Origin of the sequence: Ciceribacter azotifigens, from assembly GCF_048159625.1 — a bacterium.
Taxonomy (GTDB): domain Bacteria; phylum Pseudomonadota; class Alphaproteobacteria; order Rhizobiales; family Rhizobiaceae; genus Allorhizobium; species Allorhizobium azotifigens.
In genome coordinates this window covers 306696-332207 of record NZ_JBLQTA010000004.1, presented here as the reverse complement: position 1 = coordinate 332207, position 25512 = coordinate 306696, and the positions used below count along the sequence as shown (strand labels likewise).

The 25512-nt window shown below is 63.9% G+C and carries 24 protein-coding genes and 1 other RNA gene; 13 read left to right on the top strand and 12 right to left on the bottom strand.

Annotation, left to right across the window (positions count from 1 at the left end; all coding sequences use genetic code 11):
* Nucleotide 1 precedes the first annotated feature (1 nt).
* Complete coding sequence (locus ACM6UT_RS08985) at nucleotides 2-976, bottom strand: alpha/beta hydrolase (RefSeq protein WP_416797001.1); 975 nt, start codon at nucleotides 974-976, stop codon at nucleotides 2-4.
* Between the two features lie 170 nt (nucleotides 977-1146).
* Here ACM6UT_RS08985 and ACM6UT_RS08980 point away from each other — a divergent pair, with 170 nt between their 5' ends.
* The 3 genes from ACM6UT_RS08980 (at nucleotide 1147) to ACM6UT_RS08970 (ending at nucleotide 8134) form a co-directional block, all read left to right on the top strand.
* Entirely contained in the window at nucleotides 1147-2556 is a 1410-nt protein-coding gene (locus ACM6UT_RS08980; protein WP_416797000.1) for an FAD-binding oxidoreductase, read from the top strand.
* A gap of 111 nt (nucleotides 2557-2667) precedes the next feature.
* Nucleotides 2668-6372 (top strand): AsmA family protein, encoded by a 3705-nt coding sequence (locus ACM6UT_RS08975; RefSeq protein ID WP_416796999.1) that lies wholly within the window; start codon nucleotides 2668-2670, stop codon nucleotides 6370-6372.
* 97 nt (nucleotides 6373-6469) lie between these two features.
* Nucleotides 6470-8134: a hypothetical protein gene (locus ACM6UT_RS08970; protein ID WP_416796998.1), complete on the top strand. Its 1665-nt coding sequence runs from the start codon at nucleotides 6470-6472 to the stop codon at nucleotides 8132-8134.
* Between the two features lie 21 nt (nucleotides 8135-8155).
* Here the strand turns inward: ACM6UT_RS08970 and ACM6UT_RS08965 are convergent, their stop codons facing one another.
* The 6 genes from ACM6UT_RS08965 to ACM6UT_RS08940 form a co-directional block, all read right to left on the bottom strand.
* Nucleotides 8156-8395 carry a ribbon-helix-helix domain-containing protein gene (locus tag ACM6UT_RS08965; protein WP_416796997.1) on the bottom strand — a complete coding sequence of 80 codons (240 nt, stop codon included), beginning with the start codon at nucleotides 8393-8395 and terminating at the stop codon, nucleotides 8156-8158.
* A gap of 62 nt (nucleotides 8396-8457) precedes the next feature.
* Nucleotides 8458-8664: a DUF4169 family protein gene (locus tag ACM6UT_RS08960; RefSeq protein ID WP_416796996.1), complete on the bottom strand. Its 207-nt coding sequence runs from the start codon at nucleotides 8662-8664 to the stop codon at nucleotides 8458-8460.
* A gap of 55 nt (nucleotides 8665-8719) precedes the next feature.
* Nucleotides 8720-9229 (bottom strand): SspB family protein, encoded by a 510-nt coding sequence (locus ACM6UT_RS08955; protein WP_416796995.1) that lies wholly within the window; start codon nucleotides 9227-9229, stop codon nucleotides 8720-8722.
* A 123-nt stretch (nucleotides 9230-9352) separates the two neighbouring features.
* Nucleotides 9353-9731, bottom strand: a transfer-messenger RNA (tmRNA) gene (ssrA, locus tag ACM6UT_RS08950).
* Nucleotides 9732-9905: 174 nt separating this feature from the next.
* Entirely contained in the window at nucleotides 9906-10124 is a 219-nt protein-coding gene (locus tag ACM6UT_RS08945; protein ID WP_416796994.1) for a hypothetical protein, read from the bottom strand.
* Nucleotides 10125-10243: 119 nt separating this feature from the next.
* Nucleotides 10244-10630 (bottom strand): AprI/Inh family metalloprotease inhibitor, encoded by a 387-nt coding sequence (locus ACM6UT_RS08940; protein ID WP_416796993.1) that lies wholly within the window; start codon nucleotides 10628-10630, stop codon nucleotides 10244-10246.
* A gap of 263 nt (nucleotides 10631-10893) precedes the next feature.
* On the opposite strand from ACM6UT_RS08940, the gene ACM6UT_RS08935 reads away from it, so the two are divergent.
* From ACM6UT_RS08935 to ACM6UT_RS08905, 7 genes are all read left to right on the top strand, one after another.
* The gene (locus ACM6UT_RS08935; RefSeq protein WP_416796992.1) at nucleotides 10894-11202 is read left to right on the top strand and encodes a DUF2853 family protein; all 309 of its coding nucleotides are present in this window, start codon (nucleotides 10894-10896) and stop codon (nucleotides 11200-11202) included.
* Nucleotides 11203-11290: 88 nt separating this feature from the next.
* Nucleotides 11291-12085, top strand: a complete 795-nt coding sequence (locus tag ACM6UT_RS08930; RefSeq protein WP_416796991.1) for a thymidylate synthase — start codon at nucleotides 11291-11293, stop codon at nucleotides 12083-12085.
* 36 nt (nucleotides 12086-12121) lie between these two features.
* Nucleotides 12122-12643 (top strand): dihydrofolate reductase, encoded by a 522-nt coding sequence (locus ACM6UT_RS08925; protein ID WP_416796990.1) that lies wholly within the window; start codon nucleotides 12122-12124, stop codon nucleotides 12641-12643.
* Nucleotides 12644-12783: 140 nt separating this feature from the next.
* Nucleotides 12784-13857 (top strand): FtsH protease activity modulator HflK, encoded by a 1074-nt coding sequence (gene hflK / locus ACM6UT_RS08920; protein WP_416796989.1) that lies wholly within the window; start codon nucleotides 12784-12786, stop codon nucleotides 13855-13857.
* A gap of 2 nt (nucleotides 13858-13859) precedes the next feature.
* Complete coding sequence (gene hflC, locus ACM6UT_RS08915; RefSeq protein WP_416796988.1) at nucleotides 13860-14786, top strand: protease modulator HflC; 927 nt, start codon at nucleotides 13860-13862, stop codon at nucleotides 14784-14786.
* Between the two features lie 12 nt (nucleotides 14787-14798).
* Complete coding sequence (locus ACM6UT_RS08910; RefSeq protein ID WP_416796987.1) at nucleotides 14799-14984, top strand: DUF2065 domain-containing protein; 186 nt, start codon at nucleotides 14799-14801, stop codon at nucleotides 14982-14984.
* Nucleotides 14985-15078: 94 nt separating this feature from the next.
* Nucleotides 15079-16620, top strand: a complete 1542-nt coding sequence (locus ACM6UT_RS08905) for a Do family serine endopeptidase (protein ID WP_416796986.1) — start codon at nucleotides 15079-15081, stop codon at nucleotides 16618-16620.
* Between the two features lie 126 nt (nucleotides 16621-16746).
* Here the strand turns inward: ACM6UT_RS08905 and ACM6UT_RS08900 are convergent, their stop codons facing one another.
* Nucleotides 16747-17295, bottom strand: a complete 549-nt coding sequence (locus ACM6UT_RS08900) for a GNAT family N-acetyltransferase (protein ID WP_416796985.1) — start codon at nucleotides 17293-17295, stop codon at nucleotides 16747-16749.
* Between the two features lie 15 nt (nucleotides 17296-17310).
* Complete coding sequence (serB, locus tag ACM6UT_RS08895; RefSeq protein WP_416796984.1) at nucleotides 17311-18201, bottom strand: phosphoserine phosphatase SerB; 891 nt, start codon at nucleotides 18199-18201, stop codon at nucleotides 17311-17313.
* On the opposite strand from serB, the gene miaA reads away from it, so the two are divergent.
* Complete coding sequence (miaA, locus tag ACM6UT_RS08890) at nucleotides 18200-19093, top strand: tRNA (adenosine(37)-N6)-dimethylallyltransferase MiaA (RefSeq protein WP_416796982.1); 894 nt, start codon at nucleotides 18200-18202, stop codon at nucleotides 19091-19093. The two genes, serB and miaA, sit on opposite strands and share 2 nt — an antisense overlap.
* A gap of 28 nt (nucleotides 19094-19121) precedes the next feature.
* Here the strand turns inward: miaA and ACM6UT_RS08885 are convergent, their stop codons facing one another.
* Entirely contained in the window at nucleotides 19122-21158 is a 2037-nt protein-coding gene (locus ACM6UT_RS08885; protein ID WP_416796981.1) for an ATP-binding protein, read from the bottom strand.
* A 331-nt stretch (nucleotides 21159-21489) separates the two neighbouring features.
* Between ACM6UT_RS08885 and ACM6UT_RS08880 the strand changes: the two genes are divergently transcribed.
* Both ACM6UT_RS08880 and ilvN read left to right on the top strand, forming a co-directional pair.
* The gene (locus ACM6UT_RS08880; RefSeq protein ID WP_416796980.1) at nucleotides 21490-23268 is read left to right on the top strand and encodes an acetolactate synthase 3 large subunit; all 1779 of its coding nucleotides are present in this window, start codon (nucleotides 21490-21492) and stop codon (nucleotides 23266-23268) included.
* Between the two features lie 16 nt (nucleotides 23269-23284).
* Complete coding sequence (gene ilvN / locus ACM6UT_RS08875) at nucleotides 23285-23857, top strand: acetolactate synthase small subunit (protein ID WP_112688176.1); 573 nt, start codon at nucleotides 23285-23287, stop codon at nucleotides 23855-23857.
* A 90-nt stretch (nucleotides 23858-23947) separates the two neighbouring features.
* On the opposite strand, the gene ACM6UT_RS08870 is transcribed toward ilvN, so the two are convergent.
* Together ACM6UT_RS08870 and ACM6UT_RS08865 are read right to left on the bottom strand one after the other, a co-directional pair.
* Nucleotides 23948-24421, bottom strand: coding sequence for a metalloregulator ArsR/SmtB family transcription factor (locus ACM6UT_RS08870; RefSeq protein WP_416796979.1), 474 nt, complete (start codon nucleotides 24419-24421; stop codon nucleotides 23948-23950).
* Between the two features lie 179 nt (nucleotides 24422-24600).
* Nucleotides 24601-25446, bottom strand: a complete 846-nt coding sequence (locus ACM6UT_RS08865; RefSeq protein WP_416796978.1) for an aldo/keto reductase — start codon at nucleotides 25444-25446, stop codon at nucleotides 24601-24603.
* Between the last annotated feature and the right edge of the window lie 66 nt (nucleotides 25447-25512).

Here is a 25512-nt window from a genome sequence, read left to right as displayed (position 1 = left end):
GTCAGCCTTCCGGCCGCTCGGTGCCGGGGCCGGTGACGGTATAGACGTTTCCGGCCGGTTCGCGGTGCAGGTAGCGGTTGGCAAGCGCGGCGCTGCCGCGGCGGAGGATTTCGCCGAAGACTTCGTCGATCGCCTCGTTGCGCTGCCCCGAGACGAAGAAATAGTGCCGCCAGCTTTCCGGGTCGAGGACGATATAGTCGGCATTGCCGGCGAGCGGTTCGGCGCTGCCGTCGAGGTTTTCGAGGGAGCGTCCGAGCCGGGCCTCGCCGAACATCGTCGTCGCCACCTGGAGCGCCGGATCATCCTTGTTGATGAACACGAAGACCTCGTCGGCGAAGGTGAGCTTTTCCATCCAGGCGCGATGACCGGGCAGCCCCGTCTCCGGGACGGCGAAGAGAATACGCGCGGCAAGCCCTTCCGGCAGCGCGGCGTCGGCCTCGCCGACATGGCGGAAAACCTCGCCGGCGAGCGAATGGGCGACGATCACGAGCGGCCTTCCAGCAAGCATTCCGCCGGGCGCCCGGCGCTTCGCGATCTGCCGCAGGAGCGCGACGAGCCGCCCGCTTGCCGCCTTCGCATTGAGGACCGGAAATTCCGTCACCGATATCCAGGAGGGCCAACGGAACATGATGACGTCGGCCCCCGCACCTTTGGCGAGTTCCCCCATGGTGTAGAGGCCGAAGTCGCCGTCCGGCTCCGGGCCGAAACCGTGGACATAGAGCACGAGCGGCTTTGGCTGCAGGTCGGCGGCAGGAAAGCTGGCGATCGCGGCGTCGAGCTCCGAAAGGGCGAAATGGCGACCGTCGGCGGTGACGAGCGAGAAGCTGTCGTCGGAGGCGCTGGCGGCCGTTGTCTGCGGATGCAGGATCGCCGTGACCATGGCGTCATAATTCCACCAGGCATAGCCGGCGGCCATACCGATCGCGATGAACGCCAGAGCGAGATATTTGAGGAACCCGACCATCTCCGCATTCATAGGTGATCGCCGTGGGTTTCGGCAATGCGGTGGGATGCGGCAGCGCTGTGAATTGGCTCTCGCGGTCCGGCCTCGTCACTGGACAAGGGGTGAACTCCTGTCCCATACCACATGCGACAGACGTTGAATGGCGAGCTGCGCCGGGGACGTCGGGACAGGAGAGTGACGACATGGCGATGAAGGACGTGCAGCCGGGAACGCGCAACGAGGAGGGGATCGCGGCGGTCCTCGGCATCCTCAAACAGACCTTCGGGGAGCGATTCCAGACCGGTCAGTCCTTTCGTGAGCAGCACACCCACACGACCACCTATCTGCCGGCCCAACTTCCCGACGGCGTCGTCTTCGTCGAGAGCGCCGACGACGTGAAGACGGTGGTGAAGACATGTGCCGCCCACAGGGTACCGATGATTCCCTTCGGCACCGGCTCGTCGCTGGAGGGGCATCTGAACGCCCCGAGCGGCGGGATATCCGTCGACTTCAGCCGCATGAACAGCGTGATCGAGGTGAATGCCGAGGATCTCGATTGCACCGTCGAGCCGGGTGTGACGCGCGAGGAGCTCAACACCTACCTGCGCGACACCGGGCTATTCTTTCCGATCGATCCGGGGGCGAACGCCTCGATCGGTGGCATGACGGCGACGCGCGCCTCCGGCACCAATGCCGTGCGCTACGGCACGATGAAGGACAATGTGCTGTCGCTCACCGTCGTCACGGCCGACGGAGAGGAAATCCGGACCGCCCAGCGGGCGAAGAAGTCGTCAGCGGGATACGACCTCACAAGGCTCTATGTCGGGTCGGAGGGAACGCTCGGCATCATTACTTCGGTCACGCTGAAGCTACAGGGGATACCGGCTAAGATCGGCGGCGGCGTGTGCGCCTTCCCGAGCCTGAAAGCCGCCTGTGACGCCGTCATCATGACGATCCAGATGGGCATTCCGGTCGCACGCATCGAGCTTCTCGACGAGATGCAGATGAAGGCCTGCAACGCCTATTCGAAGCTCTCCTATGCGGAGAAGCCGACGCTCTTCCTCGAATTCCATGGTACCGAGGAGACGGTGGCGCTGCAGTCGGAGCAGTTTGCCGAGATCGCCGGGGAATGCGGCGCTGAGGAATATCGCTATACTGCCGACGCGGACGAACGCGCGCAGCTCTGGAAGGCGCGACACAATGCCTACTGGGCCGGCCGCGCGCTGGCGCCGGAGCTGAACGGTCTTTCGACTGATGTCTGCGTGCCGATCTCGAGGCTTGCCGACTGCGTCGCCGAAACACAGGCGGATATCTGCGAGACGGGACTTCTGGCGCCGATCGTCGGCCATGCCGGTGACGGCAATTTCCATGTGTTGATGCTCTTTAACGACAAACAGCCGGAGGACCTCGCCCGTGCGGAGGCCTTCATGGCCCGCCTGAACGGCCGGGCGCTCGCGATGGGCGGCACCTGCACCGGCGAGCACGGGGTCGGCCAGGGCAAGATGTCCTACCTGGAACAGGAGCTCCACTCGGCGCTGCCGGTCATGCGCGCGATCAAGAAGAGCCTCGATCCGGACAATATCTTCAATCCGGGCAAGATCTTCCGTCTCTGAGGGGAAGGGTGCCGATTCCGAGATTTGGGCTGGCGATTGCCGTAGCGGAATGCAAATATCGGTTCGGGCCACTGGTATCTTTGAGTAGGGAGCAACGGGAGTCGACGGGTCGTGCTCGGACGCATATTGGTGGCATTCGGTGGTCTCTTGGTGGCGGCGCTCTTCGCGGCGCTGCTGGCGCCGTTCTTCGTCGACTGGACGAATTTCCGCTCTGATTTCGAGGATCAGGCGAGCCGTATCCTCGGCAAGAAGGTCACCGTCCACGGCGCGGTCGACGCCCGTATCCTGCCATTCCCCTCCGTCACGCTGCATGACGTGACCGTCGGGTCGGACCGCGACGGCGCGCCGCTCGTCAGCGTCGCCCGCTTCTCGATGGATGCGGAACTGGCGCCGTTCCTCTCCGGCGAGGCCCGCATCTTCGACATGCGCATCGAGGAGCCGAAGGCGCGCATCCGTCTGCTTTCCGACGGAACACTCGACTGGGCGCGCGGCAGTGCGGCGGAAATTCCGGCGCGGACAGTCGTGCTCGAGCGGGTGCACGTAAGCGACGGCGTGGTCGAGTTCATCGACGAACAGTCTGGCCGCACCCGGATCGTCTCCGGTTTCGACGCTAACATGTCCGCACGCTCGCTTGCAGGCCCCTGGACGGTGGACGGGCAGGCCTCCGTCGACGGCGAGGCCGGCCGGTTCCACCTTGCGAGCCTGCAGCCGGACCCGAAGAGCGGCGCCGTGCCGCTGAACATCCGCCTCCTGCCGGATACGCGGCCCTTTGAGATCGATCTTTCCGGTGGCCTGACGCTGAGCGGCGGCAAGCCACTCTACAAGGGGAGCTTCCAGGCGAACTGGCTGATCGCCGAGGCCGAGGCTGCCGAACAACAGGCGTCGGGTGCGAAGCCGGTCGCGCCCAAGGTGAAGGGCGAATTCGAGCTGACGAACGAGCGCGTGCGCGTCCCGTCCTACCGGCTGGAGCTGGGCGATGCCGCAAATCCCTATGCCGTTACCGGCGAGGCGACGCTGGATACGGGCGCGCGCCCGGAGTTCCTGCTGACGGCCGACGGCCAGCAGATCGACATGAGCCGTATCGGTGAGGAGGCTCCGAGCGGCAAGACGAGCCGGCGTGTCGCCATTTCGATCCGCGAGCGTATCGAACGGCTGATCGCCATTGCCGCCCGTATCCCGATCCCGTCGGTCCCCGGCAAGGCGAGCCTGGCGCTGCCGGCGATCGTCGCCGGCGACACGGTGTTGCGCGATATCCGGCTCGACGTGCGTCCGGCCGGCACCGGCTGGACGGTCGAGCGGGCTCTCGCGACACTGCCCGGCCGCACGCAGGTGGAGGCGAGCGGCACGCTGGACCTCAAGGGAGAGCCATCGTTCCGTGGCGACCTGCTGGTCGCCTCGACGCAGCCTTCGGGGCTCGCCGCGTGGATTGCCGGCGATGTCGATCCGGCGATCCGCGAGATGAAGACGGCCGGCTTCTCGGCGAAAGTGGACCTCACGCCCGAGCTGCAGCGCTTCGAGCGGCTGGAGCTTGCGATGGGAGCCGGTGTTCTCAACGGCCGTGTCGAACGCGAGGCACGCGACGGTACGGCGCCAAAGCTGTCGGTCGACCTCACCGGGAACGAAGTCGATCTCTACGCCGTGCGCGCGCTTACGACGCTGGTCGCCGGCGACGAGGCGGGAGCGAACCTCTTCGCACAGAGGATTGCCGGCCGCCTCAAGGTCGGGAGGCTCGCTGCCTCGGACATCGTCGCCACGGATGTCGACGCGGTCTTTACGGCCGATGGCGAGAGCATGATGGTCGAGCGCCTGCAGGTCGGCGATCTTTCAGGCGCGAAGATCACCGCGACGGGGAAGATCGAGGGTGCGCTTTCGGCACCGACGGGCGAGGCCGATCTGACCTTCGTCGCCGCCGATCCCGGCCCGTTCCTTGCCATGCTGAAGGCGCATGTTCCGGCTCATCCGGCGCTCGATGCGCTGGTCCGCAACGCCTCATGGTATGCCGGGACGGACCTCAAGGCGCATGTGGCGCTTTCGGGTCCGGATGCCGCCATGTCGGTCAAGATGAGCGGTGTGGCGAACGGCAGTCGTGTCGCGCTCGACTACGGCCGCGAGACTATCCCGCCCAGACCGGGCGCCATGACGATCGGGGCGAGCCTCGAGAACACGGACGCGCAGGTCCTCTTCGGGCAGGCCGGGCTGGACCCGCTGCCGATCCCGTCGTCCGAGCCGGGGCAGCTCTCCGTCTCGCTCAAAGCCGAGGCGGGCGAACCAGCCGATACCGTGTTGACGTTCTCCGGGACCGAGACCTCGCTGACGGCCAAGGGACGGCTCGATCTCGGGGCCGGAAGCTTCCTGCAAGGCAACCTGCAGGCGTCGCTGCGCAGCAGCGACATCGAGCCGTATCTGATGATCGCGGGTATCGGCCCTCCGCAGTCCGGTGCCGGTCTTCCGGTGACGCTGTCGGCCGATGCGGAGATCGGCGGCGGTACGGCGAAGATCAATGCGATCGACGGCGCCTTCGCCGGGAATGCGGTTCGCGGCAATCTCTCGCTCGACTGGAAGGAGCCGGGCCTGCGCGCCGGCGGTGCACTCGAACTCGATACCGTCGACCTCGCCTGGCTGGCGGAGGCGGTGGCCGGACCGGTTACCGATCCGGCGACGGGGGACCTCTCCTCGGCGAGCGTCGTGGCACCGATGACTATTCCCGACCTCGATCTCTCAGTCCGTTCATCGACGCTCTGGCCAGGTGTCCTCGGAAAGGTGACCGATTTCTCCGGCCATCTGACGGGTCGCACGGGCGAACTTGTACTGGAGGACGCTGCGGGCAAGTGGCTCGGCGGCGATCTCAACGGGCGCGTCAGTCTTTCGAATGCAGAGAAGACTGCCTTCCTGCAGAGCCGCCTGACGCTGGAGAACGGCGATCTCGCGACCGCTTTCGCCGGCGCCGGCGAGGGCGTGACGCCGCCGCAGATCACCGGGCGTTTCGATCTCACTGCAGTCGCAGAGGCGACCGGGGGCAACATCGCGGACCTCGTCTCGTCGATCAACGGCTCGGGCGAGATGCGCCTTTCGGACGTCGTCGTGCCGCACTTTGATCTCGGCTACCTGCCGCCGCTGCTCACCGCCGCCGACCTCATCGAGGGAGAGGTCGACGAAAGCAACGTGCGGCCGCTCGTCGAGAATCTGGTCTCGGAAAATAGCGCTTCCCTCGAGGCGCTGACCATTCCCTTCAACATCGGCGATGGTGTCGTGCGGGCGCAGAATGTCGTCGCCGGCAATGCACTCGCGAAGCTTGGTGGTGATGCGAAGGTCGACCTGCAGAGCGGCGAGACGGAAGCCGTCGTCACCGTATCGCCGGAGGTCGGAACGGACGGTCTCGCGGGCGCCGCTCCCGACATTCGCATCCGGCTCGCCGGCCGCCTGCCGTCGCCGGCGCGCTCGCTGGATGTCACGGACGTCACCAACTACCTTTCAATGCGGGCCTTCGAGAGGGAGCGTCGCCGCGTCGAGACGCTGCAATCCAACGTGCTCGAGAAGCAGCGGCTGAGGCGTGAGGTGGCGCTCTATAGGTTCCGCGCGGCGGAACGCGAGAAGGCCGCGGCGGCGGAACGGGTCCGGCTGGAGGAAGAAGCCGCGCGCCGTGCAGCCGAAGAGGAGGCTGCACGGCAGCGGGCGATCGAGGAGGGTGCCGGATCAGCACAACCACCCGCGGAAGAGGCCGCTCCTCCAGCGGAAGGGACGACGCCTTCCGGTCCGACGACCGGCGGGACGCCACCGGTGAATTTGCAGTTCGAGGATCTGCCGGGCGTGAACTGACCGGTATCAATGATCCCGACTGTGTGAGGGAGTACTGGAAGGGAGTGGCCGGCGCGGTGCGGCGGTATTCCGGGATATTCAGGACAGGGGGAATGACATGCGCACACTTCGATATCTCGTTCAGGCGTTTTCCATGTTGCCGCTTCTCCTTTCGGCCGAAGCCCGCGCGGAGGAGCGCTACGTCACCTTCTCCGAGAATCGCGGCTGGACGATCAATTACGACCGCCAGGAGAACAACTGCATCGCCGCGCCGAAGACGTCCGACGGGCTCTATTTCATCCGACCGTCGAGCCGCGAGATCGTCGTCATGATCGCCGGGCCGAAATTCGCCTGGGTGACCGACGAGAAGGACTACAAGGTTGAAATCCGCACCGACCGGCAGCGCTGGGACGGGACGATGCGCGCCGATACCGACGAGGGCTTCGGAGGCCTCTATGTCTCGGACCCGAGCGAGAGCTTCATGTCGGCGCTGCGGGGCGCATCGCGCCTCAGTCTCCGCGTCGAGAACGTCAACTACGGACCCTATTCGCTGAGTGGATCGAGCGACACTCTGAAACAGATCCTCGGCTGCGCGCAGGCCGTGGAGCGCGGCGAGTTCAAGCCCGCCGAACCCGATTACATAGGCATGAACGATCTCGTGTCGTGGAAATCGGAGGATTTCGGCAAGAGCTACACGTCGGAAGGATGGACGCTGACGCTCAAGGGACAGGACAATGTCGACGGTACGGCGACCGCCTATCTCGAAGTCTCCCGCGAGGGGAAGGGATCCGCGACCATCAAGGCCGAGAGCGTTCCCGAGGGGCGCGGTTTCGGCAAGCTCGGCATCTACAAGTTCGACTGGTCCGATCCGGCCGTCCTCTTTACCTCCTATACGGGCGGCGCCCATTGCTGCATCGAGGCGCGGGTGGCGCTCTCGACCAATGACGGCATCAAAGTCATCGAACTCGGCCAGTTCGACGGTGACGTGGTCCATCCGGTCGACCTCGACGGCGACGGCATCTACGAGTTCGAGCTCTCCGACCAGCGCTTCCTCTATGCCTTCGCGCCTTATGCGGGTTCGGTGCCGCCGGTGCAGGTGCAGGCGCTGCGCGACGGCAAGTTCATCGACGTGACCAAGGAGGCGGCGTACCGGCCGGTCGTCGAGCAGGCGCTGCTGCGAACGATGAAGCTGTGCGGAGAGGAGCAATATCCTGGCGCATGTGCCGGCGCGCTCGCCAATGCCGCTCTTCTCGGCCTCTACAGCAGCGCCTTCGAGTTCATGGTCTTCGACGAGATCAACCCGAAGCTCGAGGACAGCTATCTCAAGTGTTCGGATACCGCGGTCTGTCGCGGGCGAGGGGACTTCAAGGATTTTCAGGAAGCGGTCGCCTTCCGGCTCAAGGACTGGGGCTACGACATCGAGCCGGCGATCAGCGAACCGGCCGCGGCCTTCTTCGGCGAGCTCGCCAAGACGAAGACGGGCTACAGCGCGCCGGGCGACACGACGGAGGGCGGCTGCGCCATGGGACCGACGCGCTTCGAGGAGGCGCGGGCGAAGGGTATCGTCGCCGTCAGCGGCTACGAGTACGTCTGCCATATCGGCCGGGCCGACGTGCTGCGCGACAGTGTGGTCACCGAGGCGCTCTGTGCGGGCGAGGGGGAGTACTGGCTCGATCGCCAGATCTTCGAGAAGGACGGCTCAGATCTGTGGCAGCACTCCATGAGCCGCATGGAGGCGGGACTGAAGCCGGTCAAGGCCGCGCCCTGTCCGGCGAAGCCGTAAACGGCGGGCGGCCCGCATTTCCTACTCTATCCGGAAATGCCGGCCGCTCTTCAGCCAGTCGAGCACATAGAGCCTGAGGGCGGAGGAGAGATTGCTGTCCGGCGGACGCTTGTCGTCGATTTCGGCGACGAGGGCGGCAAGCGGCAGGGCGCGCTCTGCCGCGATGATCTTCAACTCGTCCCAGAAGGCGTCCTCGAGGGAAAAGCTCGTGCGGTGGCCGTGAAGGGTCGCCGAGCGTTTGCGAATCGCAGCCGTTGCCAAACTGATTCAAGTCCTTGAGAAAGTGAGTCCCTAACTGCCCGTAAGATGTTGAGGCGGAATCTCTATCGCGATTTGCTGTCGCCCGGTTCCGGGCGTTCGAGCTTGCCCTGATCGAGGGTCTTTTCGGCCTTTTCCCGAACCGCGCGCGTCAATTCCTTCTCCGCCCTAGTGCGTCCGAAGAGGATACGGTTCTGTTCCGCGGTCCTGTCCTTTTCGGCGCGCGCCTTTGTCTTCTTGAACTGGCGAAGGTTGACGACGTCTGCAGCCATGACTGGGGCTCCGGCAAGGCTCGGGGCGGGAACGCTCCCGCCCGGGATGCGCCTGCTAATGCTTCTTGCGGAAGGCGTCGAGGGAAACGACCGAAGCCGGCTTCTTGTCTTCCTCGCCGTCCTTGGCGGCGACCAGCTCCTGCGGCTCTTCGGCCGCGGCCAGCGGATAGGCCGTGATCTCGGCGCTTTCCTCGTCCTCGTCGGCGAGCGGCACATCGAATTCCAGCTCGAAGTTGACGGACGGGTCGTAGAAGCCGCGGATCGCGTTGAACGGGATGACGAGCTTTTCCGGCGTGTCGGAGAAGGAAAGGCCGATCTCGAACTGGGTCTCGGTGACCTTCAGGTCCCAGAACTGATGCTGGATGACGATGGTCATCTGCTCGGCATACTTCGCCTTCAGGTGCTGGGAAATCCGCACACCCGGCGCACCGGTCAGGAAGGTGATGAAGAAGTGATGATCACCCGGCAGACGGCCTGTCGCCGCCACTTCCGTCAAAACCTTTCGAATGACACCGCGCAGCGCGTCCTGAGCCAGAATGTCGTAGCGAATATGGTCCTGCCCCATGTGATCCTGTCTTTCTTCTGTAACGTCTTTTCCAAGGCTATATGCCATGGCACCGGATGCGGGGAAAGCCCCGGTTGGCGAGTCTTACGGAAGCATAATACATGAATTGTCATCAAGGGAGTAGGTGAAGGCTTCTGTTGCCAGGTGCCTTCGAACCCCGCCTTCAGGTGCTAACCAGAAGGGCTTTAGTGTGGGTTTCCCGCACCGCCATTAGGCAGCGAGAGCATAACCCTGAGCGTTGTTGTCGTTTGCAACTACTCTTGTGACCCGATAACGGCGGTATCATGCCGAGCAAAAGTTCGATCTTTACGCCCTTGTCGATCCTATTTCGCCCCCATCAAAAGCCGGTCCGGAAAGAACTCCGTCACCGACCGGTTTTTGGTGGAGGCGCCGGGTACCGCCCCCGGGTCCAATAGGTTTATTACACCGACCGTTTATTGCCATAGCCGGCCCGAGAGCCGGCACTCCCCATATAGGTCGTTCCGGGGCGAATGAAAAGGGTGGGACGCTGCCGTTTTTTCAGTCGCGGCTTGCGGAGGGGAAAGGCGGCCGGACAGGGTACGCGCGCGGAGGGCGAGGGGTGACGCCTCCGCGGGCGTCTCCTGCGGATGCAGGGGCGGCCTTTGCCACCCCTGCCGCTGCCTGCATTGCGGGAAACAGCGTGGCGCTGCGCTCCTCAGGGCTGTACGTTGACGATGAAAAACACCGTCATGTCGCCGTTGACAGTGTAGGTCACCGTGTAGGTGTGGCCCTGAAAGGCGACCCCGGCAGTGCCGCCTTTCGGATTGATGTTTTCCTTGTTGTTGTCGACCCATATCTGCACGGCGCCGGCAAAGGCTATCGGATCAAGACCAAGGTTCTGAACGGCGCTCAGGCCGGATGGTTCGTATTCCACTCTCATCTCAACACCTCTCGTTTCGCTTGCTTAAAAGCCCACGCCGAGGCTGAGAGGAGGATGATTTACATCTCTGATTGTGTCAATGAAAAATGCATCTATTGGTTATATTGGGTGACTCAGTCGTGCGTCCGCCGCATCGCGACCAGTGTGCCGTCGGCGAGCCGGCCGAAGAGGATGCCGCGGACCGGTTCGAAGGTGACGATCACGGTCCCGTCCTTGCCGAGCAGCGAAAGGCCGCGGGGGACGGGCTTCCAGGCGCGCAGAGCAGCGAGCGCTCCCTTGCAGGTGGCGGCGCGGGCAACGAGCCGGCCGTCGATCCGCTGGTCTCGCAATTCGACCGTACAGCCGCCCGTGCTGCCGGACTGGATGATCCATCGGCCGACGAACTGCCCGGGGGCGGGGCCGGCATCGCCGGCTTGAGCGGTGAACAGCAAGGCAATCGTGGCCAGAAGGATCTTGGCGACGCGGAAGGCGAACGTAGATATCAGTTCATCAGGAGTCATCGGCTTCTCGTCCTTTCCGCGGGTTCGGATCTTCGGCCGGTTCCGCGAAGTATTCGCCATCCCCTTCGCGGCCTTTCCAAGAAATGGCCCGAAAAAGGCCAGTGACGCTCCACCGTAATGCCGGCTCTTGCGCAAGTCACACGGGAGAAGGCAAGCGTTTGCCGGTGCATTAACGTAACTTGTTGACGGTTTTCTCTCCCGGTAGCATGCTCTACGTGCGATGAATCTAAAACAACGCGGCGACTATCGGCGGAGACAGGGACATGACGGACTATCTCAAAGACGTGAAGCACTATGACGCGGGTGCCGACGAGGCGGTGGTCAACAAGATCGTACGCCACCTCGGAATTGCCTTGCGCAATCGGGATTCGTCGCTTGTGGCTGCGTCCGATCCGGACGAACTCGCCCGCGTCAAGGAAAAGTGGTGCAGCAAGAAGCTCGGTGTGACCGGCCCGGCGGCAGACAAGGCGGTCGATACCGCCTGCACCATCATGGCGAAGGACAACAGCAAGTCGCGCGTGACCTTCTACTATCTGGTTGCCAAGGAGCTCGGCAAACTCGACGATCTCTGACGCGAGCTTGGATAACCTGCCGGACCGGCTTGGTTCGGAGGGCCGCGGGCGCTAATGTTGCCGTCGAACAGGAATCGGCGGCAATACCATGAAGCAATATCTCGACCTTCTGAGCCATGTCCTGGAACACGGCAGCGACCGGGGCGACCGCACCGGCACGGGTACGCGTTCCGTTTTCGGCTACCAGATGCGCTTCGACTTGTCGGAAGGTTTTCCGGTCCTGACCACCAAGAAGCTGCACCTGCGCTCGATCATTCATGAGCTTCTGTGGTTCCTGAAGGGTGACACCAACATCGCCTATCTTCATGAGCACGGCGTGTCGATCTGGGACGAATGGGCCGACGAGAACGGTGATCTCGGTCCCGTCTACGGCGCGCAGTGGCGCTCATGGCCGGCGCCGGACGGTCGCCGCATCGACCAGATCGCCAATCTGGTCGAGGGCATTCGCAAGAATCCCTATTCACGCCGTCACATCGTCAGTGCCTGGAACCCGGCGGAAGTGGACGAAATGGCGCTGCCGCCCTGCCACTGCCTGTTCCAGTTCTACGTCGCCGACGGGCGGCTCTCCTGCCAGCTCTACCAGCGCTCGGCCGACATCTTCCTCGGCGTGCCTTTCAACATCGCGTCCTATGCCCTTCTGACCATGATGGTGGCGCAGGTGACGGGTCTCGAACCCGGCGATTTCGTCCACACGCTCGGCGATGCGCATCTTTATGCCAACCATTTCGAGCAGGCGAAGCTGCAACTGACGCGCACGCCGAAGCCCTTGCCGCGGATGCGGATCGATCCTGAGGCGAAGGACATATTTTCCTTCAAGTTCGAGGACTTTACGCTCGAAGGCTACGAAGCCGATTCAACCATCAAGGCACCGATTGCGGTCTGACATCCGCAACGGGGACAAAACGTGCGGGAGAGCGGCATGAGCCCCATCAAGACCACGATCGTCGTCGCCGTCGCTGAGAATGGCGTCATCGGCCGCGAGGGTGACATGCCCTGGAGGCTCTCCACCGATTTGAAGAGATTCAAGGCGCTGACGCTCGGCAAACCCCTCGTGATGGGGCGCAAGACGTTCGAATCCATCGGTCGGCCGTTGCCCGGGCGCCCACATGTGATCGTCAGCCGGAGCGCCGGTTTCCGCCCCGAGGGTGTCGAGGTGGTGGAAACGCTCGATGCAGCGATGGCGCGCGCGCGGGCCATTGCTACGGCAACCGGTGCCGACGAAATCTGCGTCGTCGGCGGGGGCGAAATCTACCGGCAGGTGCTCCCCTTCGTCGACGAACTGCACGTGACCCACGTGGAGGCCGAGGTCGAGGGTGATACGACCTTTCCGCCGATCGATCCCGCGCTTTTCGAGAAGGTCATGGAGACCTCCGTGCCTGCGGGCGAAAAGGATACGTACCCAACACGTTACGCCATCTATCGCCGGCGGACTGCGGCATAGTCGACTATTTTACCGTTCTTCCGAAGAAGTTCACGCCGTTCCGTTGAAAGCGGCTCGCGCGATACCTATAACGGTCCGAGGATCGTCGCATCCATGCGGTGCGGGCGAGGCTGGGAGCATTTTCAACAGAAGAGGTCTTGATGCCCTGGAGCAATCAGAACGGCGGCGGCCCTTGGGGCGGCGGCGGCAATAATCAGGGTCCCTGGGGGCAGGGGCCGAACCGTCCACGCGGCGGCGGCAATACCCCACCCGATCTCGAGGAACTCATTCGGCGGGGCCAGGACCGCTTGAAGAACATCGTTCCGGGCGGGTTCAACGGCGGGGTCATTTTCGCCCTGGTCGTCGTGCTCGCTGCCTTCTGGCTGATCCAGTCCATCTATACGGTGCAGCCGGACGAGCGCGGTGTCGAACTGCGCTTCGGCCGGCCGAAGGACGAAGTCTCGATGCCAGGCCTGCATTTCCATCTCTGGCCGCTTGAAAGCGTCGAAATCGTCAAGGTGACGGAGCAGCAGCAGAACATCGGCGCCAAGGCGTCCTCGACCTCGACCGCCGGCCTGATGCTTTCCGGTGACCAGAACATCGTCAACGTGCAGTTCTCGGTCCTCTTCACCGTGACGGACCCAAAGGCGTACCTGTTCAACCTTGAAAGCCCGCCGGAAACGCTGCAGCAGGTCGCCGAAAGCGCGATGCGCGAAGTGGTGGGCCGCCGTCCGGCGCAGGACATCTTCCGGGATGCGCGCCAGCAGATCGCTGCCGACGTGAAGAACATTATCCAGGGCACGATGGACCACTACGGCGCCGGCATCGCAATCAATGCGGTCGCGATCGAGGATGCGGCACCGCCCCGCGAGGTCGCCGATGCCTTCGACGAGGTTCAGCGCGCCGAACAGGACGAGGACCGCTTCGTCGAGGAAGCCAACAAATACGCCAACCAGAAGCTCGGTCAGGCGCGCGGTCAGGCGGCGCAGATCCGCGAAGAGGCTGCCGCCTACAAGGACCGCGTCGTCAAGGAGGCCGAAGGTGAGGCCCAGCGCTTCCTGTCGATCTACGAGCAGTACACGAAGGCACCGGACGTTACCCGCAAGCGTCTTTATCTCGAAACCATGGAGCAGGTCCTGAAGAATTCGCAGAAGGTCATCATCGACGAGCAGGAGGGGGTCGTTCCCTACCTGCCGCTCAACGAGCTGGGCCGCAAGCCGCAGGGGGGCAACTGATCATGTCCAATCGTCTGCCCTATTTCCTGATCGCCTTCGCAGCCCTGCTGCTTCTGGTCTATTCGTCGGTCTTCGTCGTCAACGAGCGCCAGCAGGCGATCGTCGTCCGCTTCGGCCAGATCCAGGCCGTGCACAAGGAGCCCGGCCTCTACTTCAAGCTGCCCTTCGCCTTCATGGACGCGGACCGGGTCCAGTATGTCGAGGATCTCGCATTGCGGCTCGACCTCGACAACATCCGCGTGCAGGTCTCCGGCGGCAAGTTCTACGAGGTCGACGCCTTCGTGGTCTACAAGATCACCGACGCCCGCCGTTTCCGCGAAACCGTTTCCGGTGACCGCGAGTCTGCCGAGGCACGCCTGCGCACACGTCTCGATGCGTCGCTGCGTCGTGTCTACGGCTTGCGCGGTTTCGAGGCGGCGCTCTCCGACGAACGTTCGTCGATGATGCAGGAGGTCGCAGCCGCCCTCAAGGCCGACGCGGAATCGCTCGGACTCACCATCGAGGATGTGCGCATCCGCCGCACGGACCTGACGCAGGAAGTCTCCCAGCAGACCTTCGAACGCATGAAGGCCGAGCGCCTCGCCGAAGCCGAGCTCATCCGCGCCCGCGGTAACGAAGAAGGCCAGCGGCGCCGCGCGATCGCCGACCGCCAGGTCGTCGAGTTGCAGGCGGAGGCCCAGCGCGATTCGGAAATCCTGCGCGGTCAGGGCGACGCCGAGCGCAACCGCATCTTCGGCGAGGCCTATACCCGCGATTCCGCTTTCTTCGAGTTCTATCGCTCGATGCGGGCCTATACCGGCGCGTTCGAAACACCGGAGGGAAGCAGCATGGTGCTGTCACCGAAGTCGGAGTTCTTCCGCTTCTTCAACGGCTCGGACGGCCAGCCGTCGGCACAACCGCCACAGGCTGAACCTCAGGCCGGCAACTGACCGGATCTGACGATGTCGGATCTGATCACCGGATTTGCATTTTTCCTGATCATCGAGGGGCTGGTGTACGCACTGGCCCCTCACTTTCTGGTGGCGATGGCGAAACTCCTGCCGGAGATACCCGAGCAACACCTGCGATTTTCGGGCCTTGCCGCGGTGGCGCTCGGGGTGGCGGTCGTCTGGCTGGTGCGCGGGTGAAAGCCATTCCTCCGGTCATCAATCCGCCTTATGGTTCGGGCACTAGACCGAATAGTTCGGGCCCTGGACCAACAATGACAAACGGGGAAACTTCATGACTGCGAACGCCTCCACGAGATCGAAGCGCCTGATGACCGGCCTTCTCGGCATGGCCCTCGCCTTCGGGGCGACGATGGGGCCCGTGAGGATGGCGGAGGCGCAGCCGACCGGCCCGGAGTCGGTGGCAAACCTCGCAGAAGGCCTGATCGGAGCGGTGGTCAACATCGCCACCTCGCAGAACGTGAAAGAGGAAGAGCGCGGGCCGATGCCGCAGGTGCCCGAGGGCTCGCCCTTCCAGGAATTCTTCGACGATTTCTACAAGAACCGCGAGGGCGGCGGCAATCAGAAGGTCAATTCCCTGGGGTCGGGCTTCGTCATCGATCCGAACGGCTTCATCGTCACCAACAACCACGTGATCGAAAACGCCGACGACATCGAGGCCATCTTCTCGGACGGTTCCAAGCTCAAGGCCAAACTGGTCGGCACCGATCCCAAGACCGATCTTTCGGTGCTCAAGGTCGAACCCCCGAAGCCGCTGACGGCGGTGAAATTCGGCGATTCCCGCAAGATGCGCATCGGCGACTGGGTGATGGCGATCGGCAACCCCTTCGGGCTCGGCGGATCGGTGTCGGTCGGCATCGTTTCGGCACGGGGCCGCAACATCAATGCCGGCCCCTACGACAATTTCATCCAGACGGATGCCGCGATCAACAAGGGCAATTCCGGCGGCCCGCTGTTCAACATGGACGGCGAGGTCATCGGCATCAATACGGCGATCATCTCGCCGAGTGGCGGCTCGATCGGCATCGGTTTCGCCGTGCCCACGGAGCTTGCCGAAAACGTCATCCGGCAGTTGAAGGAGTTCGGCGAGACGCGGCGCGGCTGGCTCGGCGTCCGCATCCAGCCTGTCACCGATGCGGTCGCGGCGAGCCTCGGGCTGAAGAGCAACAAGGGCGCGCTCGTCAGCGGTATCATCAAGGGCGGTCCCGTCGAGAACGGCCAGATCCAGACCGGTGACGTCATCCTCCGTTTCGACGGCAAAGACATCAGCGAGAGCCGCGATCTCGTGCGCAGCGTGGCCGAGAGCACGGTCGGAGCCGAGGTCGAGGTCGTGCTCGTTCGCGACGGAAAGGAACAGACGGTCAAGGTGAAGCTCGGTCGCCTCGAGGACGAGCCTGCTGAGGCCGAGGGCGAGGTGACGGAAGCCCCCTCCGGTGAGGAGACGCTGCCGCCGCAGGCCGGAGAGCCGCAGCAGGGCGACCAGCCCTCCGGCGAAGCGGCCCCCGGTGCTCCGGTGAGCCCGGAGAAGCTGGGGCTTTCGCTCGGCGCGCTCGATGACGCGGCGCGCCAGAAGTTCTCGATCGCCGAGAGCGTCGAGGGTGTGCTCATCACGGACGTCAAGGCCGGCTCGGCGGCTGCCGAAAAGGGCCTCGTCGCGGGTGAGGTCATCGTCGAAGTGGCGCAGGAATTCATGGAGACGCCGGATCGCGTCGGCGAAGTGCTGCAACGCCTCAAGAGCGAGGGACGCCGCAGCGCCCACATGATGATCGCCAATCCCGCCGGCGACCTGCGCTTCGTGGCGATCCCGCTCGAATAGACCCGGTGTCACGGCGAGCGGGTTTCCGCCCGCTTGCCTGATCCTGTGGTCGAGCTCTGCGCGTCAAGCCTTTGGCGCAGAATCCGTTCGGAAGCTGGAGCGGGCGCGTTGGCACCCGCGGGACGATCAGATGTCGCTTCTGCCGATCCGGTAGAGGACGTGGCGCTTCAGGTGCGGATGGCTGTCGGGGACGCGCGGATGGTCGAAATCGCCGTCGATGTCGCGCCGCATGCCGATCCGCTCCATGACCGCCTGCGAGCGGATGTTGGCGGCGACGGCGAAGGAGACAACTTCGTCGATGCCCTTCTCCTCGAAGGCGAAGCGCAACAGTGCGCGGGCCGACTCCGTCACGTAGCCGTTGCCCCAGAAGCGTGTCGCAAGCCGCCAGCCGATCTCGACCGTGCTTTCGGGAAGGACCGGGGCGATCTTCGCCTCGGCGAGGCCGCAGAAGCCAATCGGCTCGGCAGTTTCCTTCAGCTCCAGTGCGTAGAAGCCGTAGCCCGTCTCGTCGATCATGTCCCGCAGCAGGTCCATCATCGCGTCGGCCTCCGCATGCGTCCGGCGCATCGGAAAGAATTCCATCACCTTCGGGTCGGCATTGATCTCGCGAAAGAGGTCGCGGTCAGTATCCGTCCAGTTGCGGACGATCAGCCTTGGCGTTTCGGTGATGACCATGGCGTCCCCGGACGGTCAGGGGAAAATGAAGTCGGTCTTGCGATAGCCCTGCAGATAGAGAAGGGCGGTGAGATCGCAGTGGTCGAGGCGGATCTTCGCCTGGGCCGCCACCGCGGGCTTTGCATGCAGCGCGACGCCGCTGCCGGCGAGGCCGAGCATGGCGAGGTCATTGGCACCGTCGCCGACGGCGATCACGTCGTGCGGGGTGATTCCGAGCCGCTCGCAGATTTCGGTCAGCGCATCGACCTTGGCCTGCTTGCCGAGGATCGGCTCGGCCACTTCGCCGGTCAGGTAGCCGTCCTTCTCGAGCAGGATATTGGCGCGGTTCTCGTGAAAGCCGAGGCGGTCGGCGATGCGGTTGGTGAAGACGGTAAAGCCGCCGGAGACGAGCGCGGTGTGGCCGCCGCGGGCCTTCATGGTGGCAATCAGTTCCGGTCCACCTGCGGTCAGCGTGATGCGCTTTTCGATCACCTCGTCGACGACGGAGATGGGCAGGCCTTTCAGGAGGGCCACGCGTTCGCGCAGCGCCGGTTCGAAGGCGATCTCGCCGTTCATGGCACGGGCGGTGATCTGCGCGACCTTGTCCTTCAATCCGACTTCGGCGGCGAGCTCGTCGATGCATTCCTGGCCGATCATCGTCGAATCCATGTCGGCGATCAGGAACTTCTTGCGCCGGTGGTCGGCATCCTGGATCGCGAGGTCGACCGGGGCCGTATCGAGGATCGCCCGTATGTCGACATTCGCCTCGACCGGATCGCTGCCGTCCTTCAGCACGATGTCGCAAGCGGCGCCGTCGGCGAGCCAGTAGAGGCCGGAGGCGCCGACCGCTTCCGCAGCTTTCTCGGCGAGGGCCGGGGTGACGGCGGGATTTGACGGATTGGCAAGAAGCGTGGCAACGAAGGCCATGATGAGGAACCCTGTGGACGATATCGACGCGATCCTGATAACCGGGCCGACCGCCAGCGGCAAGTCCGCGCTGGCGCTTGCGCTTGCGAAACGCCACGGCGGCGTGGTCGTCAATGCCGACAGCATGCAGGTCTACGACACGCTGCGGCTTTTGACGGCGCGGCCTTCGGAGGAGGAGATGGAGGGCGTCCCGCATCACCTCTACGGACATGTGTCGGCGGGGGCGGCCTACTCGACCGGCGACTGGCTGAGGGAGGTCAGCGAACTGCTCCGGCGTCTCAAGGCCGAGGGAACGCTTCCGGTGATCGTCGGCGGGACGGGTCTCTACTTCAAGGCGCTGACCGGCGGGCTTTCCGACATGCCGCCGGTTCCCGCTGAAATTCGGGAGGACTTGCGCCGCCGCCTGGCGGAGGAGGGGACGGCCGCCCTGCACGCCTCGCTCGAACGTGACGATCCGGCGACGGCGGCGCGGCTCAATCCGCAGGACGGGCAGAGGATTCTCCGGGCACTCGAGGTGGTGACGGCGACCGGCCGGTCGATTTCCGAGTTCCAGGGCAAAGCGGGGCCGGTGATCGTCGACCCGGCGCGAGCGCAGAAGCTCATCGTGTTGCCGGAGCGGGATGTCCTCTATGCGCGCATCGACCGGCGCTTCGCGACGATGCTCGAAAGTGGGGCGGTCGAGGAGGTCGAGGCGCTGCTGGCGCTCGACCTGCCGCCGGAAATGCCGGTGATGAAGGCGATCGGCGTGTCACAGATTGTCGCTATGCTGAAAGGCGAGATGAGCCGCGAGGAGGTCACCGAAAAGGCCTCAGCCGCGACCCGGCAATATGCCAAGCGTCAGATGACCTGGTTCCGCAACCAGATGGACGAGAGCTGGGAACGGACGCACTGAGGGGCGGCTGTCGGTTTCCGGCCGGGTCTCAGTCCTTGCGGTAGAGGCTGGAGAGAGGCTTCTTCAGGATGCTCTCGCGAAGCGACAGGCCGGGCTCGCGACGCAATGTCGGTGTCGTTGGTCGCGGATCGATCGCTCTATCGGCGGGCTGAAGGCGGGATTCGTATTCGTGGCGGGGCGCCGGCTCGTAAAGGTCGGATCTTTGCCGCTGCGGTTGCATCTCTTCGCTCGCCGTGTTCCCCATCGGCAGCATGTCGGGACGATAGGGCTCGATCGAAAGCGTGTCCTGCAGCATGGAGGGAGTGGAGGCTGCGAAGGGATCGCCACCGTGTGCGGGCAGGTCGTCAACGAACGCCGGCTGTTCGGCCGCCTCATAACTGCGCTGGAAGGCGGAGATGTCCGGTCCGGAAACGGCGCGCATACGGCTGACGACATTGCGCAGGTCGACCGTATCCGGGGTCTCGTCGGAGCCCTTGACGGTTACCCCGTTCGCCTTCGGCAGGTGGTTCTGCTCGACGCGGGTGAAGCGCATACGCATGGGCACCGCGATCGCTTCGCCGAAGGCGATCGCTTCGCCGTTGCCGATCGAGGAGATGAAGCTGGTGGTGGAGATCGACGAGTCCGGAATGGCCGAACGAATGATCTCCTGGTCGCGGTCGTTGGAGAGCCGCATCGCAAACAGCGTCGAGCACTGCGAGAGAATGGTCTGGTCGAGCTCGCCCGGACGCTGCGTGATGATGCCGAGCGAGCAGCCGTACTTGCGGCCTTCCTTGGCGATACGGGCGATCGCCTGACGCGTCGGGAAGAAGCCGAGATTGGGATCGGAAGGCACGTAGCGGTGGGCTTCCTCGCAGACGACGAGCATGTGGACGGCGCCGTTCGACCAGAGCGCCAGTTCGAAGGCCATGCGGCAGAGCACCGAGGCGACCGAGTTCACCACCTCTGAGGGGATGCCGGCGAGCTGGAAGGTCGAGATCGGCCGGTCTTCGCCGGGGATGCGGAAAATGTGTCCGATGGTCTCCAGGATCGTGTCGTTGATCGTGTTGTTGGAGAACATGAAGTGGTAGCGCGGATCGTTGATCGCCGACATGATCCGCATCTTCAAGGACCGCAGGAAGGGCTTCTCGCCCCGGCCTTCGAGCCGTCCGATGCGTTCGTCGATCAGTGCCAGAAGGTCGGCGATGCGATAGGGTACCGGCGTATCGGCGGTGATCGAGCTCTTCTCGTTGGTGCGGCGCATCAGCCCGTTATCGCTGCCGCGGAAGGCACGCTTGGCCTCCGGCATGAGGTCGCGCAGGATGTCGAGCTCGTCGGGCACCGGCGGGCGCCCGCGGAAGATGACCTCGGCAAACTCCTCGAGTTTCATCAGCCAGAAGGGAAGGTCGAGCGTTTCCGTATCGATGACGACGGCGTGCTCGGGGAAGGCGGCGGCGAATTCGTTGTGCGGATCGAGGATCAGCACGCGCAGCTTCGGGTCCGCCTTGATCGCCTGGCGCAGAAGCAGCGAGACGGCGGTCGACTTGCCGACGCCGGTCGAACCGACCACGGCGAAGTGCTTCGACAGCATCGAGGGGACATGGATCGTCGCGTCGATGCTCTCGTCCTGCGTGAGCTTGCCGATCACGCAGACATCATTTTGGCCGCTGTCGTAGATGCGCGAGAGGTCGGCGGTGCGGATGCGGTGGGCGATCGCCCCGAGATAGGGGTAGCGCGAGATGCCGGTCGAGAATTCCTCGCGGCCGTTCATGCCGACATGCACCTCGCCGAGAAGCTCGACCTCGATCAGGAAGGTGTTGTCGAGGTTTTCGCCCCACGCCTTGGTGTCTGTTTGCATGGAGTAGACGAGAGCGACGACGCGATTGCCGCCGACGGAAATAGAGATCAGGCGGCCGACCGACCAGAGTTCGCTGAGCTCGGTACCTCCGGCCTCTGCAACGGCGGCGACGGTGGCGCGCGATCCGTTGCATGCGACAACGCGCCCCAGCATGCGGTTGCCGGGTCGCAACTGGTCGCGGCGGTCCTGTTCGCCGGCCGTGCCCGACGTGTGGAGGTCATTGTTACGCAATAATAAACTCCCTGCTACAACAGCTTGTAGCAAGAGAGGTTTAATAAGCCGTGTAGGGGCTTTGCGGCTGCAAGGGTACCGTCCCTCCGAGCGCAACGGTGTTTTTTGCGGCGAATGCGCGTTGACGGGGTCTGAATTTCTGTCTATCACTTTCAACCATGACTATTTCGGCAGTTCTTATTGTGGTGGGAAAGCGCATGGGCAGGATGGTGTAACCATCCGGCGACAGCCACCCATGCGCTAGATGACAGGCTCCTCAAGGGGCCTTTTTTTATGGCCAGAACCGGGTGAAAGCCCTGACAAGAAATCCAGAAGGCAAACGGAAACAGGCATGACGGGTACAGACAATCAGATGACCGGCGCGGAGATCGTCATAAGGGCGCTGAAGGACAACGGGGTTGAGCACATCTTCGGTTATCCGGGCGGCGCCGTGCTTCCGATCTACGACGAGATCTTCCAGCAGGACGATATCCAGCACATCCTCGTCCGCCACGAGCAGGGCGCCGGCCACGCGGCCGAAGGCTATGCCCGCTCGACCGGCAAGGTCGGCGTCATGCTCGTGACCTCCGGCCCCGGCGCGACCAACGCCGTTACGCCGCTGCAGGACGCGCTGATGGACTCGATTCCGATCGTCTGCATTTCGGGACAGGTTCCGACGCCCCTCATCGGCTCCGACGCCTTCCAGGAATGCGACACCGTCGGGATCACCCGGCCGTGCACCAAGCACAACTGGCTGGTCAAGGACGTCAACGATCTCGCCCGCATCATCCATGAGGCCTTCCGTATCGCCAGAACCGGCCGTCCGGGTCCGGTCGTCGTCGATATTCCGAAGGATGTGCAGTTCGCGACCGGCACCTATACGCCGCCGGAAGCGCACAGAATTCAGAAGAGCTACCAGCCGAAGGTTCAGGGCGACGCCCGCGCGATCCAGGCGGCGGTCGAACTGATGGCGAGCGCCCGACGCCCGATCATCTACAGCGGCGGCGGCGTCATCAATTCCGGTCCGGAAGCTTCGAAACTGCTGCGCGAACTGGTCTCTCTCACCGATTTTCCGATCACCTCCACCCTGATGGGGCTCGGCGCCTATCCGGCCTCGGGCAAGAACTGGCTTGGCATGCTCGGTATGCACGGTTCCTACGAGGCCAACATGGCGATGCACGACTGCGACGTCATGGTGTGCATCGGCGCCCGTTTCGACGACCGCATCACCGGCCGTCTCAACGCCTTCTCGCCGAATTCGAAGAAGATCCACATCGACATCGATCCGTCGAACATCAACAAGAACGTCCGGGTCGACATTCCGATTGCCGGCGATGTCGGGCATGTGCTGGAAGACATGGTCCGCCTCTGGCGGGCGCTTCCGAAGAAGCCGGATGCCGGCCAGACGGCGGAATGGCGCGACAGCATCGCCCGCTGGCGGGCCCGCAACAGCTTCGCCTACACGCCGTCGAGCGACGTTATCATGCCGCAATACGCGATAGAGCGGCTCGCGGCTCTCACCCAGGATCGTGACACTTACATCACCACCGAAGTCGGCCAGCACCAGATGTGGGCGGCACAGTTCTTCGGCTTTGAGGAGCCGAATCGCTGGATGACTTCGGGCGGCCTCGGCACCATGGGTTACGGCTTCCCGGCGGCGATCGGTGTGCAGATCGCCCATCCCGAAAGCCTCATCATCGACATTGCCGGCGACGCCTCGATCCAGATGTGCATCCAGGAGATGTCGTGCGCCGTTCAGTACGAGGCGCCGGTCAAGATCTTCATCCTCAACAACCAGTACATGGGCATGGTCCGCCAGTGGCAGCAGCTCCTGCACGGCAACCGCCTGTCGCATTCCTACACCGAGGCGATGCCGGACTTCGTGAAGCTCGCCGAGGCCTATGGTGCCGTCGGCCTGCGCTGCGAAAAGCCGGGCGATCTGGATGCCGCCATCCTGGAAATGATCAACGTCAAGAAGCCGGTGATCTTCGACTGCCGAGTCGCCAACCTCGCCAACTGCTTCCCGATGATCCCGTCCGGGAAGGCGCACAACGAAATGCTGCTGCCAGACGAGGCCACCGACGAGGCGGTCGCCAACGCCATCGACGCCAAGGGCCGCCAGCTCGTTTGATTTCAAGGGGTTTACAATGAACGCACACCTTCAGCCCACGGGCTCCGCCTACTTCATCGCCCCGGAAACGGCGAGCGTCGAAAGCCATACGCTCTCGGTGCTCGTCGACAACGAGCCGGGCGTCCTTGCCCGGGTCATCGGCCTTTTCTCCGGTCGCGGCTACAACATCGAAAGCCTCACCGTCTCCGAAACCGAGCACGAGGCACACCTCTCGCGGATCACCATCGTCACCCGCGGGACGCCGAGCGTGCTCGAGCAGATCAAGACGCAGCTCGAGCGCATCGTTCCGGTCCACCGGGTGGTGGACCTGACGGTGCGTGCTCGCGAGCTTGGCCAGGAACGGCCGATCGAGCGTGAAGTGGCTCTCGTGAAGGTCACCGGTTCCGGCGAAATGCGCGCGGAGACCCTTCGCCTTGCCGACGCCTTCCAGGCGAAGGTGGTGGATGCGACCGTCGATCACTTCATCTTCGAGATCACCGGCAAGTCTTCCAAGATCGATCAGTTCGTGGCGATCATGAAGCCGCTCGGGCTGAACGAGATCTGCCGAACGGGCATTGCCGCGATGAACCGCGGTTCGCAGGGGATGTAAGGCAATTCCTGCCTACGGACTGAACGGGCGGCCTGGTGCCGCCCGTTTTGCTTTTGGCGCTTGCCAAGGAAGGCTTGGGGGGAGGTCGCCTCAAAACATCGACATCTGGGCGGGCGCGGGCTTCTCCACGTTTCCAGCATCCATGTCGGCGGGCTCTGTCGTCACAGTCTTTTCCGTCGAAGCGGATCTCGCGGTGTTTTTCGCGCGCGGTTCGGTCTGCTTCTCGTCCTCGGGTAACGCCGGCGTCGTGCTCCCGGTCACGCCGAGGTCTTGCAGGAATCCCGCAAGGCATGGTTCCAGCACCTTCGGGGCCAGCGTGTAGTGGACGAACTGGCCGCGCTTTTCCCGTGAGACGAGACCGGCGCCCTCGAGGATTGCAAGGTGTTGCGAGATTGACGGCTTGGCCATGGAGAAGCGGGACGCGATCTCGCCGGCAGTCAGGCTGGAGGCGGCGAGATGCCTCAGGATGGCCCGGCGCGGTGCCGCCGTCAGCGCCTGAAAGATCTTCTGCTCCAGCTTTTCGTTCCTACCGGTTGCTGCCGTCTTCTTGCTGCGCTTCTGCATATCCCGTCGCCCTGTTTTGCGTCGGTGCAGATATTTCCGGAATTACCTCGTCAGGCAATCCCCTCCGGCGTTGTGCGGTGAATGTATGGCAATTAGTTAACAAGCTAATTCGGCAATTCTTGTCGCAAGGCTTGCCGGTTGGCCTTGCCACGGCGGAGCGTCGTGCTTTCGGGCTTCGCTCAGATCATCGCAAGCGGCATCTTGCGCTCAGGCGGAGGGAATACCACGTCGAGGGTCGCCCAGTCGTCCTCGGTCAAGTGGAGATCGACGGCGTCGCGGTTTTCGCGCACGCGGCGGAGGTTCGCTGATTTCGGGATGGCAATCACGCCTTCGCGCCTCAGAAGAAAGGCGAGGGCGACCTGTGCGGGTGTCGCCTGATAGGCCTTGGCGATGTGGATCAGCTCTGGATGATGGGCGAGCCGGCCTTGCTCGATCGGCGAATAAGCCATGACCGCCACGCCGCGGGCCCGGCACCACGGCAGCAGATCATATTCGATGCCGCGTTGGCCGAGATTGTAGAGCACCTGGTTGGCCGCACAATTGGTGCCGTCCGGCAGGGCGAAAAGCTCTTCCATGTCGGCGACGTCGAAGTTCGACACGCCCCAGGCGCCGATCTTGCCGGCAGCCTTCAGCTCTTCGAATGCGGCGACGGTGTTGGAGAGCGGATGCTCGCCGCGCCAGTGCAGGAGATAGAGGTCGAGACGATCGGTCTTCAGGCGCTTCAGACTGTTCTCGCAGGCTGCGATGGTGCCGGAACGGCTGGCGTTCCACGGATAGACCTTGCTGACCAGAAATGTCTCGTCGCGACGGTCTTCTAGGGCTTTGCCTACGACATGCTCGGCGCCGCCCTCGCCATACATCTCGGCCGTATCGATCAGCGTCATGCCGAGATCGAGACCGAGCCGCAGGCTGTCGATCTCCTCCCCGGCCCGGGCCTTTACCTCGCCCATCTGCCAGGTGCCGAGTCCCAGCGCGGGAACGGCGACGCCGCCGGACAGGGTGACGGTCGGGATGGGATCATGCATTGCTTCTTCCTTCTGGCATTCGTCAGGTGAGCATAGCAGGCGACGTCGGACCGACAAGCCGGCGGC

What these genes read in the sequence shown, in the direction of transcription:
- ACM6UT_RS08985 (WP_416797001.1), bottom strand. Translation starts at nt 976, where the DNA reads ATGAATGCGGAGATGGTCGGGTTCCTCAAATATCTCGCTCTGGCGTTC.
- ACM6UT_RS08980 (WP_416797000.1), top strand. Translation starts at nt 1,147, where the DNA reads ATGGCGATGAAGGACGTGCAGCCGGGAACGCGCAACGAGGAGGGGATC.
- ACM6UT_RS08970 (WP_416796998.1), top strand. Translation starts at nt 6,470, where the DNA reads ATGCGCACACTTCGATATCTCGTTCAGGCGTTTTCCATGTTGCCGCTT.
- ACM6UT_RS08960 (WP_416796996.1), bottom strand. Translation starts at nt 8,664, where the DNA reads ATGGCTGCAGACGTCGTCAACCTTCGCCAGTTCAAGAAGACAAAGGCG.
- ACM6UT_RS08955 (WP_416796995.1), bottom strand. Translation starts at nt 9,229, where the DNA reads ATGGGGCAGGACCATATTCGCTACGACATTCTGGCTCAGGACGCGCTG.
- ACM6UT_RS08940 (WP_416796993.1), bottom strand. Translation starts at nt 10,630, where the DNA reads ATGACTCCTGATGAACTGATATCTACGTTCGCCTTCCGCGTCGCCAAG.
- ACM6UT_RS08935 (WP_416796992.1), top strand. Translation starts at nt 10,894, where the DNA reads ATGACGGACTATCTCAAAGACGTGAAGCACTATGACGCGGGTGCCGAC.
- ACM6UT_RS08930 (WP_416796991.1), top strand. Translation starts at nt 11,291, where the DNA reads ATGAAGCAATATCTCGACCTTCTGAGCCATGTCCTGGAACACGGCAGC.
- ACM6UT_RS08925 (WP_416796990.1), top strand. Translation starts at nt 12,122, where the DNA reads ATGAGCCCCATCAAGACCACGATCGTCGTCGCCGTCGCTGAGAATGGC.
- hflK (WP_416796989.1), top strand. Translation starts at nt 12,784, where the DNA reads ATGCCCTGGAGCAATCAGAACGGCGGCGGCCCTTGGGGCGGCGGCGGC.
- hflC (WP_416796988.1), top strand. Translation starts at nt 13,860, where the DNA reads ATGTCCAATCGTCTGCCCTATTTCCTGATCGCCTTCGCAGCCCTGCTG.
- ACM6UT_RS08910 (WP_416796987.1), top strand. Translation starts at nt 14,799, where the DNA reads ATGTCGGATCTGATCACCGGATTTGCATTTTTCCTGATCATCGAGGGG.
- ACM6UT_RS08905 (WP_416796986.1), top strand. Translation starts at nt 15,079, where the DNA reads ATGACTGCGAACGCCTCCACGAGATCGAAGCGCCTGATGACCGGCCTT.
- ACM6UT_RS08900 (WP_416796985.1), bottom strand. Translation starts at nt 17,295, where the DNA reads ATGGTCATCACCGAAACGCCAAGGCTGATCGTCCGCAACTGGACGGAT.
- miaA (WP_416796982.1), top strand. Translation starts at nt 18,200, where the DNA reads ATGATGAGGAACCCTGTGGACGATATCGACGCGATCCTGATAACCGGG.
- serB (WP_416796984.1), bottom strand. Translation starts at nt 18,201, where the DNA reads ATGGCCTTCGTTGCCACGCTTCTTGCCAATCCGTCAAATCCCGCCGTC.
- ACM6UT_RS08880 (WP_416796980.1), top strand. Translation starts at nt 21,490, where the DNA reads ATGACGGGTACAGACAATCAGATGACCGGCGCGGAGATCGTCATAAGG.
- ilvN (WP_112688176.1), top strand. Translation starts at nt 23,285, where the DNA reads ATGAACGCACACCTTCAGCCCACGGGCTCCGCCTACTTCATCGCCCCG.
- ACM6UT_RS08870 (WP_416796979.1), bottom strand. Translation starts at nt 24,421, where the DNA reads ATGCAGAAGCGCAGCAAGAAGACGGCAGCAACCGGTAGGAACGAAAAG.
- ACM6UT_RS08865 (WP_416796978.1), bottom strand. Translation starts at nt 25,446, where the DNA reads ATGCATGATCCCATCCCGACCGTCACCCTGTCCGGCGGCGTCGCCGTT.